Consider the following 15,109-nt stretch of genomic DNA (forward strand, 5'->3'; position numbering starts at 1 on the left):
ACCGCGGCAAGCGGCCTGCCGCCCGATTCGGTTTGCGAAACTGGCGCGTGCGAACGCGTCTCACGGCGCTGATCCTGGTGCCGACCGCGGTGGGCGTGCTGCTCGCCGGAGCGCGCGTTGCCGCCTCCGTCGAGGGTGTCACCGTGCACCAGCGCACGGCGGCCGCGGCGGAGTACTCCGGCCGCCTGCGCGACCTCGCGCAGGCCATCGGCCTGGAACGTGACCGGGGGGCGTGGGCGGCGTTCCAGCCCGCGAACAAGGGACTGGAGAGCAGTTTCACCACCCAGCGGAAGGTGGTCGACGATCTGCTGCTGGAGGTCCGGAGGGACCTGCGGGCGATCGACGACTCCTACGGCCCCCGAGCGGTCAAGGCCGCCCGCGACGCCGCGTACCAGCTCGACAGCCTCGGCAAGACCCGTGAGCTGCCCGGCACGGCCCGGGCCGAGCGCTACGTCTTCCTGATCAACCCGCTGCTCCAGCTGCACGAGGAGCTCACGCTGGTCAGCGACGACCCGGAGATCGTCGGCAACACCCGGGGACTCAGCGCGCTGGCCTACGCCAAGGAGGAGGTCTCCCGGCAGCGGGCCCGCCTGCTGGCCGGCTACTACGCGCCCGCGCTGGTCAACGCGCAGCAGGTCGAGGAGTTCATCGCCTCGCGGTCGCGGCTGGAGGAGCGCAAGGCCGAGTTCGCCATCGAGGCGGGCGCCGAGAACGGCCAGCTGCTCAGCACCCAGCTGGTCGACGAGCGGGTGCACCGCGCCGAGCTGACGAAGTCCAAGGCGATCGCGCTGGCGGGCCGCCCGAACGCCTCCGGGCGCCTGCTGAGCGACCTGACCGAGGTCAAGCAGTGGTTCGGGGACAACACCGAGGTCCTCAACCGGATGAAGAAGGTCGAGACCAAGGTCGCCGGTGACGTGATCACCCGTGCCCGGGAGCTGGAGGACGCCGAGCAGCGCGCCGCGATCATCGCGGCCGGCCTGATCCTGACCCTGCTCCTGCTGGTCCTCGGCCTCACCGTCCTCATCGCGCGCTCGATGGTCCTGCCGCTGCGCCGCCTCCGGGTCGAGGCGCTGGACGTCGCGGGCAACCGGCTCCCCGACGTGGTGCGCAAGCTCCGGATCTCCGGAGAGACCCAGACCCCCGAGGTCGAGCCCATCTCGGTCGACAGCAGGGACGAGATCGGCGAGGTCGCCAAGGCCTTCGACGAGGTCCACCGCCAGGCCGTACGGCTCGCGGCGGAGGAGTCCGAGCTCCGGTCCAACATCAGCGCGATGTTCGTCAACCTCTCGCGGCGGACCCAGACCCTGGTGGAGCGGCAGATCTCGCTCATCGACGGTCTGGAGAAGGGCGAGCAGGACGGCGGCCGGCTGGGCGACCTGTTCAAGCTCGACCACCTGGCCACCCGCATGCGCCGCAACTCCGAGAACCTCCTGGTCCTCGCCGGCCACGAGCCGACCCGCAGGCGCAGCCAGCCGGCCAAGCTCGTCGACGTCGTCCGCGCCTCCCTGTCGGAGGTCGAGGACTACGAGCGGGTCCAGGTCAAGGTGCACCGCGCGATCTCGGTCGCCGGAAGCGCCGCCAACGACATCGTCCACCTGGTGGCCGAGCTGGTGGAGAACGCCATCCAGTTCTCCCCCCGGGCCAGTCAGGTCGTCGTCTCCAGCAGCATGATCGAGGGCGGCGGCGCGCTGCTCGCGGTCAGCGACGCGGGCATCGGCATGACCGCTGAGGAGCTCGTCGAGACCAACCGGCGGCTGGCCGACCCGCCCGTCGTGGACGTGTCGGTGTCGCGGCGGATGGGCCTGTTCGTGGTCGGCCGCCTGGCCCTGCGCCACGGCATCCGCGTCCAGCTCCGCCCGCAGGAGACCGGCGGTCTCATCGCCATGGTCCTCTTCCCGCCGGAGCTCGTCGTCGAGGCGACGAGTCCGGTCCCGGCCGCCTCGTGGGGGTCGGAGTCGCTCACCTCGCAGAGCTCGTTCGGCCAGGCGTCGCTGAGCGCGAACCCGTTCAGCCAGGCGGCCCTCAGCCAGGGCTCGTTCGGCCAGGCGTCGATGGACCAGGGCCAGGCGTCCGCGGGCCAGAACCCGTTCGGCCAGATCCCCGGCCAGGGCGCGTACGGCCAGGCCTCCATGGACCGGTCGGTGGACCGGGGTTCCTTCGGCCAGGCGTCGATGGACCAGCCGATGGACCAGCCGGCGGACCGGAGCCCGTTCGGTCAGGGCTCGTTCGGTCAGGGCTCGTTCGGCCAGACCTCCGCGGACCAGGGTTCGTTCGGCCGGCCTCCCGCGCCGCAGGCGCCGTCGTTCGGTTCCGCCGACCAGCCGCTCCCCGAGCGGCGGCCGGCGCAGGCGGCCCCCTTCGGGGCACCGCCGCAGAGCACCGAGGCGCCCCTGCCGAAGCGCCAGGTCGGCGCGTCGAACGGCAACGGAGCCTCCGCGGGCGGCGGGGACGGCGCCGCGGGCGCGTTCTCGGCGTGGGGGCAGGCCTCCCACGACGACCCCGTCACCGCCTCGATGCCGGCGGTCGGAGTCTCCCCGCTCGAACCCGAGCAGGAGGAGTTCCTGCCGATCTTCGCCTCGGTCGAGTCGGCCTGGTTCCGCAGGGCCGACGGCCCCGCGGAGCCCGAGGACGCCGAGGCCGCCGAGATCGCTGGGAACCCTGAGGACGCCGAGGACGCCGGGCGTCCGGACAGGGCGGAGCGGCACATCGAGGCCGCGCCTCCCGCCGTGGAGCGCGTGCCCGAGGCCGCACCGGCTCCCGAACCGGTGTCCGCGCCGGTCAGGGAGGCGGTCCCCGCGTCGGTCCAGGGTCCGGCCGTCACCCCGCTCCGGCGGACGATCCCGGCCCGCCAGCCGGAGAACTGGCAGACCCCGGCGGACGCGGGCTGGCAGGCCGCCCAGGCGGCCAGCGACCCCAGCCTCGGCGGGATCACCGCCGCAGGCCTGCCCAAGCGGACCCCCAAGGCCAACCTGGTGCCGGGTGCCGCGGCCAGCGCACCGTCGACGCCGATGCCCCCGATCTCGCCCGAGCGGGTGCGGAACAGGTTGTCGAGCTTCCAGCAGGGCGTGCGGCGGGGCCGTGCGGAACTATATGAGGACACCGCCAAGAACGTGGCGGAAAAGGAGGAGGGCCAGTGACTACTCTGAGCCATGAGGCCCGCAGGTTCGACTGGCTGATCACCGAGTTCGTCCGGGGCACCCCAGGTGTCGCGCACGCGGTGGTCGTGTCGGCCGACGGCCTGCGGATCGCCAGCTCCGAGGGGTTCCCGGACGACCGGGCCGACCAGCTCGCCGCCGTGGCCGCCGGGCTGCTCAGCCTGACCGTGGGCGCGTCCCGCGTGTTCGAGGGCGGCGCGGTCACCCAGACGGTGGTCGAGATGGAGCGCGGTCTGCTGCTGGTCATGGCGATCAGCGACGGTTCCGTGCTCGCCGTGCTGGCCTCGCCCGAGTGCGACATGGGCCTGGTGGCCTACCAGATGACCCTGCTCGTCGACCGGGCCGGCCAGGTCCTCACCCCGGCGATCCGGGCCGAGCTGCAGTCCTCGCGGGGGCGCTGATGACCGGGTCGGCACACACTCGGCGAGCCGGGAGCGCGCGGACCGCCCGTCCGTCCGTCCCGGCGTCCGCACCTGGAGAGGGCCGTGCTGGGCGTTGACGGAACCGGGGACGAGGAGCCCCTGTTCCGTCCGTACGCGGTGACCGGCGGTCGCGCCGAGCCGCGCTATCACATGGCGATGGAGACCCTGGTCTCCTCCTCCCCCATCATGGACGAGGAGCTGGCCCTGCTCACCCCCGAGCAGGACGCCATCATCAGGCTCTGCCGCTCGTTCCGGTCGGTCGCCGAGATCTCGGCGCTGCTCCGGGTCCCGCTCGGGGTGGCCCGCGTACTGGTGGCGGACATGGCGGACGAGGGTCTCGTCCGCCTCCACCAGCCACGTCTCGACCAGGGACAACCGGATCTCAACATGCTCGAAAGGGTGCTCAGTGGACTTCGCAGGCTCTAACCGCGGCGGCCTGACATCGACGAAGATCGTCGTAGCAGGCGGGTTCGGCGTCGGCAAGACCACGTTCGTGGGCGCCGTCTCGGAGATCCTCCCGCTGACCACGGAAGCGGTCATGACGGAGGCGAGCTCGGGCGTCGACGACCTGGGGCTCACGCCGACCAAGTCGACCACCACGGTCGCCATGGACTTCGGCCGCCTGTCCCTGGACCAGGACCTGATCCTGTACCTGTTCGGCACGCCCGGGCAGCACCGGTTCTGGTTCATGTGGGACGACCTGGTCCGCGGCGCCATCGGCGCGGTGGTCCTGATCGACACCCGCCGCCTGGCCGACGGCTTCCCGGCGATCGACTACTTCGAGGAGGCCAAGCTCCCCTTCGTGGTCGGCATCAACGGCTGGGACGGGCAGTTCCCGCACTCGGAGGACGAGGTGCGCGAGGCCCTGGCGCTCGCCCCGCACGTCCCCATCGTGCGCACCGACGCCCGCTCCCGCGACTCCGTGAAGAGCACGCTCATCACGCTGGTCGAGCACGTCCTGCGGGTGCGCGCCGCCTACGGCATGTCGGTCTGACGGCCCCCGGCCCGGCCGGTACGGCTCCCGCGGGAGCCGTACCGGCTTTTCGGCGTCCCCCGGGCGCCGGGGCTCAGCCGGGGTGGCGGTGGAACTCCACGGGCTCGGGCGGCAGCGGGGTGACGCCGAGGATCAGGTCGGCGGCCTTCTCGGCGAGCATCATCACCGGGGCGTAGATGTTGCCGTTGGTGATGTACGGCATGGCCGAGGCGTCCACCACGCGCAGGCCCTCCACCCCGTGGACCCGCATCGTCGCCGGGTCCACCACGGACATCTCGTCGGTGCCCATCCGGCAGGTGCACGAGGGGTGCAGGGCGGTCTCGCCGTCGCGGGCGACCCAGTCGAGGATCTGCTCGTCGCTCCGCACGGCCGGGCCGGGGGAGATCTCGCCCCCGTCGAAGGGGGCGAAGGCCGGCTGGGAGAGGATCTCCCGCGCCTTGCCGACCGCCTCGACCCACTCGCGGCGGTCGGCGGCGGTGGACAGGTAGTTGAACCGGAGGGCGGGCTTGACGCGGGGGTCGGCGGACCTGATCCGCACGCTGCCGCGCGCGTCGGAGTACATCGGGCCGACGTGGACCTGGTAGCCGTGTCCGGTCGCCGGGGCCGAGCCGTCGTAGCGGATCGCGATCGGCAGGAAGTGGAACATCAGGTTCGGGTAGGCGACGTCGTCGTTGGAGCGGATGAACCCGCCGGCCTCGAAGTGGTTGCTCGCACCCGGCCCCGAGCGGCGCAGCAGCCAGTCCGCGCCGATGAGCGGCCGCCGCCACCGGGCCAGGGCCGGCGCCATGGAGACGGGCCGGAGGCAGGCGTGCTGGACGTAGACCTCCAGGTGGTCCTGGAGGTTCTCGCCCACGCCCGGCAGGTGGTGCACGACCTCGATGCCGAGCCCTTTCAGCAGACCCGCGTCGCCCACGCCGGACAGCTGGAGCAGCTGCGGGGAGTTGACCGCCCCGCCGCACAGGATCACCTCGCCCGCGCGGACCCGCTTGCCGTCGAACTCGACGCCGACCGCCCGGTTCCCCCGGAAGACGATCTTCGAGACGTGGGCGCGGGTCCGCACGGTGAGGTTGGGGCGGTCCAGCACCGGGTGCAGGTAGGCGCGGGCGGCGCTCAGCCGGCGGCCGCGGTGCAGGTTGCGGTCGAAGGCGGCGAAGCCCTCCTGGCGGTAGCCGTTCACGTCGTCGGTGAGCGGGTGGCCCGCCTGCCGTACCGCCTCGAAGAACGCGTCGTACAGCGGGCCCTTCGCCGGGCCGCGCTCCAGGACCAGCGGGCCGTCGTGCCCGCGGAACGGGGTCCCGGGGTCGGCCAGGCAGTTCTCCATGCGCTTGAAGTACGGCAGGCAGTGGGCGTAGTCCCAGTCCGCCATCCCGGGATCGGCCGCCCACCGCTCGTAGTCGAGCGGGTTGCCGCGCTGGAAGATCATGCCGTTGATGCTGCTGGAGCCGCCGAGGACCTTGCCGCGGGCGTGGTAGACGCGGCGGCCGTGCATGTGCGGCTCGGGCTCGGACTCGTAGCGCCAGTCGTAGAAGCGGCTGCCGATGGGGAACATCAGCGCGGCCGGCATGTGGATGAACACGTCCCACCGGTGGTCGGGACGGCCCGCCTCCAGGACCAGCACGCGCACCGACGGGTCGGCGCTCAGCCGGTTCGCCAGGGCGGAGCCGGCCGAGCCGCCGCCGACGATGACGTAGTCGTAGCTCACCGGGGCATCCAGTCCTTCCAGACGATCCTGTTGGCGTCGACCCAGGCGCGGGCCGCCTCCTCGGCGGACATGCCGCCCTCGGTCATGTCCCGGGCCACGGCGTTCTGGTGCGCGTTGGTCCAGGAGAAGTTACGGACCAGCTCGTAGGCCTTTCCGCCGGTGTCGGCGAACCGCCTGCTGACGATTTTGTCCAGCAGATAGGGCGGGTAGTCGCAGGCGACCTTTTCGGCGTCGGCGTCGCAGCCGATCGCATACGGGGGGAGGTTGACCTTGACCAGTTTCACCTGGGTGAACAGCCACTGCGGTTCGTAGAAGTACATCAGCAGCGGTTCGCGCCGCGTGGTCGCGCGCCGGGCGGCCTTTATCAGGGCGTCCTCGCTGCCCGAGTAGACGACCTTGTAGTCGAGGTCGAGATTGCGCACCAGGGCCTCGTCGTTGGTGACGTAGGACGGGTCCCCGTCGAGGATCTGGCCCAGGTTCCCCGTCTTCGCGGTCCGGAAGAGCGGCGCGTACTTATTGAGATTTCGCCAGTCCGTGATGTCCGGATATTTCTCGGCCATCCACTGCGGGACGTACCAGCCGATGATGCCCTTGTTGCCGTTCCGGCCGGCGGAGACCGCGACCTTCTTCTCCTCGATGTAGGTCTTCTTCTCCGCCTCCCGCCCCCAGTTCTCGACGATGACGTCGACCGTGCCCTGCTCGAAGGCCTCCCACGACCGGGCCTCGGTCAGCTCCACCTCCTGCACCTCGTAGCCGAGCTCGCGCTTCAGCAGCAGCGCGAGGACCGCGGCGCTGGCCCGGTAGCCGGCCCAGTCGTTGATCGCGATCCGCACGGTGCCGCCGGTCCGCTCCGGGGCGGCCTGCTGCGCGCTGCACGAGGTGAGCAGGAGCAGCACCGCGAGCCCGGCGGGCCCCGCGGCGGGAGCCGTACGCCGCCGCCCGCCCGGTGGGGCGTTCCTGCGTCTGATGCCGTGTCTGATCCTGTGTCTGATGCTGCGTCTGATGCCACGTCTCATGTCGACCTCCGCGACTCGGGCCCGGCGGGGCGGCGGGACCGCCCCGCCGGGCCGGACCCGCCTACTGCGGGATCCAGGCGGCCCAGACCGACGGGTTGGCCTCGACCCACTTCTTCGCCGCCTCCTCGGCGGACATGCCGTTGCTGGTGATGTCGTTGGCGACGGCGTTCTGGTGCTCGTTGGTCCAGGAGAAGTTCTTGACCAGCTGGTAGGCCTTGCCGCCGGTGTCGGCGAACCTCTTGCTCACGATCTTGTCGAGGTCCAGCTCGGCGTAGTCGCAGGCGACCTTCTTGGGGTCGGCGTCGCAGCCCTCGGTGTACGGGGGCAGGTTCACCCGGGCCAGCTCGATCTTGCTGAACAGCCAGTGCGGGTCCCAGAAGTAGAACAGCAACGGCTTCTTCTGCCGCTGCGCCTGGGTGGCGGACTCGATCAGCGCCGCCTCGCTGCCGCCGACGACCACCTTGTAGTCCAGCTTCAGGTTCTTGATGATCGCCTCCTCGTTGCTCACGTAGGAGGGGTCGCCGAAGAGCAGCTGGCCCTTGCCGCCGGACTCGGGGGTCCTGAACAGGCGGGCGTACTTGTTCAGGTTCTTGTAGTCGGTGATGCCGGGGTACTCGTCGGCCATCCACTTGGGGATGTACCAGCCGATGACGCCCTTGTTGCCGGTGGAGCCCGCCTCGACGGCGACCTTCTTCTCCTCGATGAAGGTCTTCTTCAGGTCCTCGTGGCCCCAGTTCTCCACGATGACGTCGACGTCACCGGTCTCGAAGCCCTCCCAGGAGACCTGCTCGGCGAGCTCCTTCTTCTCGACCGTGTAGCCGAGCTCCTTCTCCAGGAGGTGGGCGATGACCGCGGCGCTGGCCTCGTAGCCCGCCCACGGGTTGACGGCGATCTTCACGGTGCCGCCCGCGGCGGGCGCCGACGATCCCGCGGCGCCCGCGGACGGCTGCGCCGGACCGGCGCCGGTCTCCACGGTGGCCCCGCCGCAGCCCGCCGCGGCGAGTCCGAGGGTGAGCACACCGGCGAGCAGCCGGACCCTGGTTCCGATCCTCATGCGATCCTCTTCTTCTTCCAGGTTCTTGTCAGGTGGACGTGCGGGTGAGCGGGCGCCGGCCGGCGCCCTGGGTGATCCGGTCGAGCGTGACGCCGAGCAGCACGGTGGCGATCCCGGCGGCGAAGCCCATGCCGAAGTCGGAGCGCTGGGAGAACCCGGAGACGACGTCGTAGCCGAGCCCGCCCGCGCCGACCAGCCCGCCGACCACGACCATGGCGAGCGTCATGACGATCCCCTGGTTGGCGGCGAGCAGGAGGGCGGGCCGGGCCATCGGGAGCCGTACCTTCCACAGCAGCTGCCGCTCGGTGGAACCGCAGGACAGGGCGGCCTCGACCGCGCCCGGGGCGACGTTGCGGACGCCCTCCTCGACCAGGCGGGCGACCGCGGGCACCGCGTAGACCACCGAGGCGGAGATCGCGGTGAACCGGGTCGCGCCGAACAGCGCCAGCGCGGGCAGCAGGTAGACGAAGGCGGGCAGGGTCTGCGCGGCGTCGAGCAGCGGCCGCTGTACGGCGGCGAACCGGGGCGAGCGGGCCGCCGCCACGCCGAGCACCAGGCCGGCGAGCAGGGTCAGCGCCACCGCCACCAGCACGGTGGTGAGCGTCTCCATGGTGTGCCGCCAGAGTCCCAGCAGGGCCGTGGCGAGCAGGCAGGCCGTGGCGGCGGCCGCGGGCCGGGGCCCGCCGGTCCGCCACCCGATCGCGAGCGCGACCGCCGCGACCAGCCACCAGGGCGCCTCGGTGAGCACGGTCTGCAGCGGGTTGAGCAGTCCTTCGGTGACGGCGCCGCCGGCCGCCTGGGTCAGGCCGTACCAGGAGGTCTTCGCCCAGTCCACGGCGTCGTTCACCGGGCCGGCGAAGTCGAGCGCCCACGCGCCGGGGAACTCCGCGGGCAGCACGCGGCCCAGCAGGATACCGGTGGCCGCCAGCGCGCCCGCGGCCGCCCGCCGCGACCGGGCGCGGCGGGCGGCCGCCCCGGGTTCCAGGGCCTCCTCGTGCGGCGGGCGCGCCGCGGCGGTGACCACCCGGTCGAGCACGACCGCCATGACGACGATGGCCAGGCCGGCCGGGAGCATCAGGCCCACGTCCGCCCGCGACAGCCCCCGGATGACGTCCGAGCCGAGCCCCGGGGCGGCGATCAGCGCCGCGATCACCACCATGGACAGCGCCATCATGATGGTCTGGCCGGCCGCCAGGCCGATGGTGCCGCGGGCCAGCGGGAGGCGGACCCCGCGCAGGGTCTGCGCGCGCGTCGCGCCCAGCGACTCCGAGGCCTCCACCGCGGCGGGGGAGACCTGCTCGACGGCGAGCGCGGTGATCCGGATCGCCGGGGGGATCGCGTAGACCATCGTGGCGACGGTGGCGGCGGCCGGGCCGATCTGGAAGAGCAGCACCATCGGCGCCAGATAGGCGAACGTCGGCATGATCTGCATGACGTCGAGGAGGGGGGTGAGCAGGCGGCGCAGCCGCGGGGACAGGCCCGCCCAGACCCCCAGGGGCAGGCCGACCGCCAGGGAGAGCAGGACGGCCGCGAGCACCAGCGCGAGCGTGTCGACGCTCGCCTGCCACACCCCCAGCACCCCGAACGCGCCGAACCCGGCCACGGCGAGCAGCCCGGTGCGCGCGCCGCCCGCGAGCCAGCCGAGCGCGCCCGCGCACCCGGCCAGACCGGCCCAGCCCAGGCCGTGCAGGACCAGGTGGAGCAGGTCGTGGACGCCGCCGACGCCGAGCCGTACGTAGTTGACGAGGAACAGGAAGAACGGGCTCCGGTTGCGCTCGGCGTCCGCCCAGGCCCGCAGGTCGGCGATGATCCGGAACGGGGCGGCGTCGTCGTCGTGGGGGAGGGTCGCGGTGCCCTGGAAGGCGGCGTAGGCGGCGCAGGCGGCGACCGCCAGGCCCGCCGCGGCGAGCGCCGGCGTCCAGCGGGGCACCCGTACGGCGCCGCGGCGGGCGGCGGGCGGGGCCGAGCCCGCGGTCCGGCCCGCGGGCGGCCCTGTCGACGGCTCTGTCGACGGCTCTGTCGGCGGTCCTGCCTGCACCCCGGCCGGCTCGGCCGCGCCGACCGTCCCGGAGCTCACAAGGCGGCTCCGGGAAGGCCGGCCAGGGCGGACAGGACGTCACGGCGGTCGACCACGCCGATCGGCCGGCCGTCCTGGACGACGCGGACCGGCAGGTCGGAGTGGAGTACGGCGGGCACCGCGTCGCGGATGACCGTCTCGGCGGGCAGCGCGGTCTCGCCGGGCCGCTCGCCGTCGGCGGAGTCGCGGCAGATCCAGCGGAGCGACAGGACGTCGCCGCGGGGGACGTCCCTGACGAAGTCGGCCACGTACTCGTCGGCGGGGGAGCCGACCAGCTCCTCGGCGGTGCCGGTCTGGACGATCTCGCCCGCGCGCATGATGGCGATGCGCTCGCCCAGCTTGAGGGCCTCGGACAGGTCGTGGGTGATGAACAGCATGGTGGTGCCGACCTCGCGGTGCAGCCGGACGACCTCGGCCTGCATGTCGCGGCGGATCAGCGGGTCGAGCGCGCTGAACGGTTCGTCGAAGAGCAGCACCTCCGGGCCGGTGGCCAGGGCGCGGGCCAGGCCGACGCGCTGCTGCATACCGCCGGAGAGCCGGTCGGGCAGGGTCTCGGCGAAGCCGTCCAGGCCGACCAGGGAGAGCATCTCCCGCGCGCGCTCGTGCCTTCTCGCGCGCGGGACGCCCTGGATCTCCAGGCCGTAGGCGACGTTGTCGAGGACCCTGCGGTGCGGCAGGAGGCCGAAGTGCTGGAAGACCATGCTGACCCGGTGCCGGCGCAGGTCCCGGAGCCGGGCGGGGGAGGCGGCGCGCACGTCCTCACCGGCGATGGAGATCTCCCCCGCGGTCGGCTCGACCAGCCGGGTGAGGCAGCGGACCAGGGTGGACTTGCCGCTGCCCGACAGGCCCATCACGACGAACACCTCGCCGGGCCGCACCGTGAAACCGACGTCCCGCACCGCGGCGACGCAGCCGGTCCTCTCCCGCAGCGCGACGGGGTCCAGCCCGGCGTCGGGACCGCCGAGAACGCGGTCCGCCCGGGGGCCGAAGATCTTCCACAGGCCACGAACCTCGATCGCGGCGCCGTCGGGTGAGGCCACTTTCTCCTCCAAAGCTCACCGCTCCGATGCGGATGAGGCTAGGGGCGCAAGGGGTCACGATATGGCGGAAATATCAGGAATAACAATGCCGTGATCTTCTGGAGGCGCTCGTGCTTCTGGCGCGTTGTCCCGGGCGCCGTGTTTTGGAACGGTGCAAACAGCCATATAGGTATGACAAATACTTAATGCGATTATCGGATGGTCCGAATTAGAGTACTGGATTGAAATTGGAGCTCCAGGTTCTCGCCTCTCTTGTCTCATGAGTGAGCATTTGTGTGGCTATGGTCGGTGGTCTTGACTGGTTGAGATGTGCTCGAATAGCTGGGAACCATGGCGAATTCGGCCAGCGCGTTCGTCCACCGAGAGGGCAGCGGTCGGTGAGTACACAGAAGACCCGGGACGGCGGATTCCGTCTGCGCAACTGGCGGGTGCGTTCCAGGCTGATCGCGCTCATCCTGGTGCCGACCGCCGCCGCCGTGCTGCTGGGAGGCGTGCAGGTCTTCGGCTCCGTGCGCGCCGCGGCCGAATACCAGCGCGTCAACGACCTGGCCCGGCTCTCCGACCACATCGGCGCGCTCACCCACGAACTGGCCGGCGAGCGCGACCGCACCGCCTGGTTCATCGCCCTCGGCCGCCCGGAACGCGGCGAGCAGGACGTGCGCGACCGGATGAACGCCGTGGACCGCGCGGCCGTGCGGGTGCGCGAGAGCGGCGCCCTGCTGCGGGACGCGATCGGCGGCCGCACCGGGGACGAGATCGAGGCCGCGCTGGCCCGCCTGGACGACCTGGCGCAGCTGCGACGGCAGGCGCTGGAGGAGACGCTGCTGCCCGACGCCGCGATCGACGCCTACAGCCTGGTCATCGCCGACCTGCTCTCCCTCCACGACGAACTGGGCAAGGGCAGCTCCGACGACCTGCTGTTCGGCCGGTCCCTCACCCTGGACGCGCTCGCCCGGGCCAAGGAGAGCCTCTCGCTCCAGCGGGGCCTGCTCTCGGTGGTCCTGGTCGCCGGCCGGTTCGAACAGGAGCAGATGGAGCGGTTCCTCGGCGCGCTGGCCTCCGAGCAGAGCGAGCGCCGGGCGTTCGCCGCCGAAGCCGGAGTCGCCGAACGGCGCTTCTTCGACGAGACGGTCAACGGCGGCGGCACCGACCGGGCCGGGTTCCTGCGGGAGCTGGTCCTGCTCCGCGCCGCCTCCGGAGCCCCGCTCCGGGGCCTGGACCTGGCCGAGAAGGACGACGCCGGGCAGTGGTACGAGGCGGTCTCGGCGACGATCGACCGGATGCGCACCGTCGAGGAGCGGCACGCCCGGCAGATCGTGGCCCGCAGCGGCGAACTCGGCGACGCCGAGCGGAACCGCGCCCTGCTGGCCGCCGGATCGGTCGCCGGGCTGCTGCTGGCCGTACTGCTGATCACCAGCGGGGTGGCGCGCTCACTGGTCCGGCCGCTGCGGCGGCTCCGCCGGGAGGCCCTGGAGGTCGCCGGCGAACGGCTGCCGCAGTACGTCCAGCGGGTGCGGGAGTCGCGCGACGGCGAGATCGGCGGACTCGGCGACATCGCGGCCGAGGTGCCCCCGATCGGGGTCCTGTCCCGCGACGAGATCGGCGAGGTGGCCCGCGCCTTCGACGAGGTCCACCGGGAGGCCGTACGGCTGGCGGGCGACGAGGCGAAGCTGCGCCACACGGTCAACGCGATGTTCGTCAACCTCTCCCGCCGGAGCCAGACGCTGGTGGAGCGCCAGCTCACCCTGGTGGAGCGGCTGGAGCGCGGCGAACGCGACGACCGCCGCCTGGCCGACCTGTTCAAGCTCGACCACCTGGCCACCCGCATGCGCCGCAACAGCGAGAACCTGCTCGTCCTCGCCGGGCAGGAGGTGGCGCGCCGCTGGCGCAACCCGGTCGAGGTCATGGACGTCGTCCGCGCCGCGCTCTCGGAGGTGGAGAACTACGACCGGGTGGTCACCCGCGTCCAGTCCGAGGTGGCCGTAACCGGGCCCGCGGTGAGCGACGTGGTGCACCTGCTCGCCGAACTGGTGGAGAACGCCCTGTCGTTCTCGCCGGGCGAGACCGAGGTCGTCGTCTCCAGCAGCCGCATCGACGGCGGCGGCGTGATGATCTCGGTGACCGACCGGGGCATCGGCATGACCGCCGACGAGCTCGCCGAGGTCAACCGGCGCCTGGCCGACCCGCAGCCGGCCGACGCCTCGGTGGCCCGCCGCATGGGCCTGTTCGTGGTCGGCCGCCTGGCGCTCAAGCACGGCATCCGGGTCCGGCTCCGGCCCCAGGAGTCCGGCCTGACCGCCATGGTGCTGCTCCCGGAGGACCTCCTCTCCCCCCTGCCCGGCGCGTCCCCCGCCGCACCCGCCCAGGCGTCCCCGTTCGACCTGGCGGCGAGCCGCTCCTTCCCGCCCTTTCCGTCCTTCCCGTCCGGTCCCGAGGCGGTCCCCGCGGCGGGACCGGACCGGGGACCGGCCCGCCCCCGGACGCCCGCCACCCTGTCGGCGCCCCTGCCGGCGGGGGTGACGGCCCTGCCGCCGCAGACCCGGCAGCCCGGGCCGCTGCCGGGGACGGGCACCTCGCCTCTGGACGCCGAGGACGAGTACCTGCCGATCTTCGCCTCGGTCGAGTCCGGCTGGTTCCGCACGGGCACCCTCGAACCCGTGCGCGGGCCCGGACCTGCGCACGGGGAGCCCGCCTCCGCCGGAGAACCCGGTGAGCAGCCGCCCCCCGCCGCACCCGGGCAGGACTGGTCGTCCCCCGCGGACAGCGGCTGGCAGGCGGCGCAGGCCGTGAGCGAGCCCGCGCACGGCGGTCTGACCACCTCGGGACTGCCCAAACGGACACCCAAGGCCAATCTGGTCCCCGGCTCCGTGCCCGCCTCCCCGGCCCAGGCCCCGGTCGGCCTGCGTCCCCAGAGCCCGCCGGGTTCCTCCGGGACCCCACCGCAGCCGCCCGCCCGGCCGCCGCAGCCGGTGGCGCCCCTGTCCGCCGAGCGGGTGCGCGACCGGATGGCGAGTTTCCAGCAGGGCGTGCGCCGGGCCCGCAACGAACTCCCGAACCGGGAGAGCTGAGCCGTGACCGATCCCTACTGGAACGACCCCCGCGGCCCCGGCTACGGGCCCCCGCCGGGCCCGGGGTACGGCGGAGGCGGAGAGTACGGCCGGCCTCCGTCCGGCCCGCCGTACGGCGGCGGCGGAGAGCACGGCCCGGACTCCGGCGCGGGGTACGGCCCGCCGCAGGAGGAAGAGGAGAGCTCGCTGGTCCGCATGTACGCCGTCACCGGCGGGCGGACCGCACCCCGGACCCAGCTCGCGATGGAGGCGCTGGTCTCCTCGGCGACCTCCGGCCGGCTGGGGCTCTCCTTCACCCGGGAGTACCGCGCGATCAGCGAGCTGTGCCGCCACGTCCGCTCGGTCGCGGAGATCTCCGCGCTCCTGGGCATTCCCCTCGGCGTCGCCCGGGTGCTCATCGCCGACATGGAGTCCGAAGGACTGGTCCGGATCTACCATCCCCAGGTCCAGGAGAGCGGTCCCGGCCGCGACCTCCTCGAACGCGTCCTCGGCGGCCTCCGCCGCCTCTGACCTCGGTGGTCCGGGCGCACCAAGCCCGGCCACCGCACGGAGCGGGATCCGGCCGGAGCGAGGGGCGGAGC

Annotated in this window: 11 protein-coding genes; 6 read left to right on the plus strand and 5 right to left on the minus strand. The window is 72.8% G+C overall.

Annotated features, from left to right (window positions below; genetic code table 11):
* Positions 1-47: 47 nt before the first annotated feature.
* From HS048_RS11285 to HS048_RS11300, 4 genes are all read left to right on the plus strand, one after another.
* A complete protein-coding gene (locus HS048_RS11285; protein ID WP_196466919.1) occupies positions 48-3,137 on the plus strand; it encodes a nitrate- and nitrite sensing domain-containing protein in 3,090 nt (1,029 codons plus the stop codon).
* On the plus strand, positions 3,134-3,556 hold the full coding sequence (locus HS048_RS11290; protein WP_068895025.1) for a roadblock/LC7 domain-containing protein: 423 nt from the start codon (positions 3,134-3,136) through the stop codon (positions 3,554-3,556). The genes HS048_RS11285 and HS048_RS11290 overlap by 4 nt, the downstream gene beginning before the upstream one ends.
* A gap of 84 nt (positions 3,557-3,640) precedes the next feature.
* Positions 3,641-4,003: a DUF742 domain-containing protein gene (locus HS048_RS11295; RefSeq protein ID WP_068895027.1), complete on the plus strand. Its 363-nt coding sequence runs from the start codon at positions 3,641-3,643 to the stop codon at positions 4,001-4,003.
* Positions 3,984-4,571: an ATP/GTP-binding protein gene (locus HS048_RS11300; protein WP_373868859.1), complete on the plus strand. Its 588-nt coding sequence runs from the start codon at positions 3,984-3,986 to the stop codon at positions 4,569-4,571. Before HS048_RS11295 ends, HS048_RS11300 begins: the two co-directional genes overlap by 20 nt.
* Positions 4,572-4,644: 73 nt before the next feature.
* Here HS048_RS11300 and betA read toward each other — a convergent pair whose 3' ends face one another.
* The 5 genes from betA to HS048_RS11325 form a co-directional block, all read right to left on the minus strand.
* Positions 4,645-6,273: a choline dehydrogenase gene (gene betA, locus HS048_RS11305; RefSeq protein WP_196466920.1), complete on the minus strand. Its 1,629-nt coding sequence runs from the start codon at positions 6,271-6,273 to the stop codon at positions 4,645-4,647.
* Positions 6,270-7,289, minus strand: a complete 1,020-nt coding sequence (locus HS048_RS11310; protein ID WP_084008047.1) for an ABC transporter substrate-binding protein — start codon at positions 7,287-7,289, stop codon at positions 6,270-6,272. The genes betA and HS048_RS11310 overlap by 4 nt, the downstream gene beginning before the upstream one ends.
* Before the next feature lie 61 nt (positions 7,290-7,350).
* Positions 7,351-8,343, minus strand: a complete 993-nt coding sequence (locus HS048_RS11315; RefSeq protein ID WP_196466921.1) for an ABC transporter substrate-binding protein — start codon at positions 8,341-8,343, stop codon at positions 7,351-7,353.
* Positions 8,344-8,371: 28 nt separating this feature from the next.
* Positions 8,372-10,420: an ABC transporter permease subunit gene (locus HS048_RS11320; protein WP_307832427.1), complete on the minus strand. Its 2,049-nt coding sequence runs from the start codon at positions 10,418-10,420 to the stop codon at positions 8,372-8,374.
* On the minus strand, positions 10,417-11,460 hold the full coding sequence (locus HS048_RS11325; RefSeq protein ID WP_196466922.1) for a glycine betaine/L-proline ABC transporter ATP-binding protein: 1,044 nt from the start codon (positions 11,458-11,460) through the stop codon (positions 10,417-10,419). The genes HS048_RS11320 and HS048_RS11325 overlap by 4 nt, the downstream gene beginning before the upstream one ends.
* Positions 11,461-11,837: 377 nt before the next feature.
* Between HS048_RS11325 and HS048_RS11330 the strand changes: the two genes are divergently transcribed.
* Together HS048_RS11330 and HS048_RS38795 are read left to right on the plus strand one after the other, a co-directional pair.
* Positions 11,838-14,528, plus strand: coding sequence for a nitrate- and nitrite sensing domain-containing protein (locus HS048_RS11330; RefSeq protein ID WP_307832428.1), 2,691 nt, complete (start codon positions 11,838-11,840; stop codon positions 14,526-14,528).
* A 3-nt stretch (positions 14,529-14,531) separates the two neighbouring features.
* Positions 14,532-15,038 (plus strand): DUF742 domain-containing protein, encoded by a 507-nt coding sequence (locus tag HS048_RS38795; protein WP_307832429.1) that lies wholly within the window; start codon positions 14,532-14,534, stop codon positions 15,036-15,038.
* The last annotated feature ends 71 nt before the right edge of the window (positions 15,039-15,109 follow it).

This window comes from Planomonospora sp. ID91781 (assembly GCF_015711595.1).
Classification (GTDB): domain Bacteria; phylum Actinomycetota; class Actinomycetes; order Streptosporangiales; family Streptosporangiaceae; genus Planomonospora; species Planomonospora parontospora.

Bases quoted from the DNA above. Each gene is read 5' to 3' on its own strand.
- HS048_RS11315 (WP_196466921.1), bottom strand. From the start codon at position 8,343: ATGAGGATCGGAACCAGGGTCCGGCTGCTCGCCGGTGTGCTCACCCTC.
- HS048_RS11310 (WP_084008047.1), bottom strand. From the start codon at position 7,289: ATGAGACGTGGCATCAGACGCAGCATCAGACACAGGATCAGACACGGC.